At 27.9% G+C, this 1,434-nt stretch carries 1 protein-coding gene; it reads left to right on the forward strand.

From position 1 onward, the window contains the following. The first annotated feature begins 322 nt into the window (after positions 1-322). Positions 323-1,186 carry an IS481-like element ISFac5 family transposase gene (locus AMDU4_RS13410; RefSeq protein ID WP_009886695.1) on the forward strand — a complete coding sequence of 288 codons (864 nt, stop codon included), beginning with the start codon at positions 323-325 and terminating at the stop codon, positions 1,184-1,186. Positions 1,187-1,434: the final 248 nt, after the last annotated feature.

The following is a 1,434-nucleotide window of genomic DNA, read 5'->3' on the forward strand; positions in this document are numbered from 1 at the left end:
TTGGAAACTCCTAAGTTAATAATTAAATGGAAGGGAATATTTTCCCTTTTGAAATTTATTTAAATAGTAAATAATATATCGCCCCGTAAATATTCCCTATATATACCATCTAAAAATACAATAAAAGAATATAAGCCCAGAATGAAGTTAAATAAGAATAAGTTTATTCACGAATTAATTTCTATATATTACTACTATATAGTATAACGAAGAAAGTAAATTATATAGTAAGGCAATCTTGATGTATGTATTTATTATATTGTCCCGTAAATATTTCCTATATATACCCTCTAAAAATATAATAAAAGAATATAAGCCCAGAATGAAGTTAAATGAGAAAAAAATAAAATATATAATAAGGGAGAAAAATAAGAGAAGATCATCTACAGAAATAGCTAAGGAAATGAAAATAACAACAAGGTATGTAAATTACATATACAAAAAATACAGGGATAATGGAGAATATACAATAGGTAAAAGGAAACATAGGGAATTAAACAGCAAGGATATAGAAATAGTTAAAAAAATAAGATATGAATACCCTATGTCAGGACCTGAAAGAATAAGGAAATACCTTAAAAGAAAGGGGATAATAATAGCTAAAAACAATATATACAGAATACTGTTATTATTAAATATGGTTGATAACAGCAATAATAAGAAGAAACAGAGAAAATATATAAAATATGAGAGGAAACATAGCAACTCACTATGGCATATGGACTGGACTAAATACAGTGACAGTGAGAAGTTAATAATAATAGAAGATGATGCTTCAAGGTTCATAGTAGGAATGGGAATATACGGTGAGGAAACAATAGATAATACAATAGAAGCACTGGAAATAGCAATAAACACTTACGGTAAGCCTGAAGAGATATTAACAGACCATGGAACACAGTTCTTTTCAAATGGTAAGAATGGAATACCTGGAGATCACAATAAGTTCCAGGAATACTTAGATAACAGTAATATAAAACACATACTTGGAAGGGTAAAACACCCTGAAACAAATGGAAAACTGGAGAGATTAAACTATACCATAAAACGTTTAAGGCCATATTTCAGTACCTGGGAAGAGGTAGTATACCATTACAACTATGAAAGGATGCATGACTCACTGTCAGATGGTGATAATATAGTTACACCAGCAATGGCATATAAAAATAAAATGGTGGTAAAATGAAAAAATATAAATTCATACAGTATATAAAGGAAATAATAATGGGACAGTACAATGTATGTATTTATAGAAATATTTAAATAAATGTTATGTATCTATATATCATACAGATTTCCAATATTTATATCTGATCATTTGCAATTTCATAAAGATAACATCAATTTACACAGTGTTGCTATGACAATTATTGTCGAGCAATGGAATTATAATTAAAATTCTCTGATTGCTGGNTGTAAATCCAATGGAAAAAT

It is taken from the genome of Ferroplasma sp. Type II, assembly GCF_000496155.1.

Excerpts from the sequence above, each read along its gene's own strand:
- AMDU4_RS13410 (WP_009886695.1), top strand. The coding sequence starts at position 323 with ATGAAGTTAAATGAGAAAAAAATAAAATATATAATAAGGGAGAAAAAT.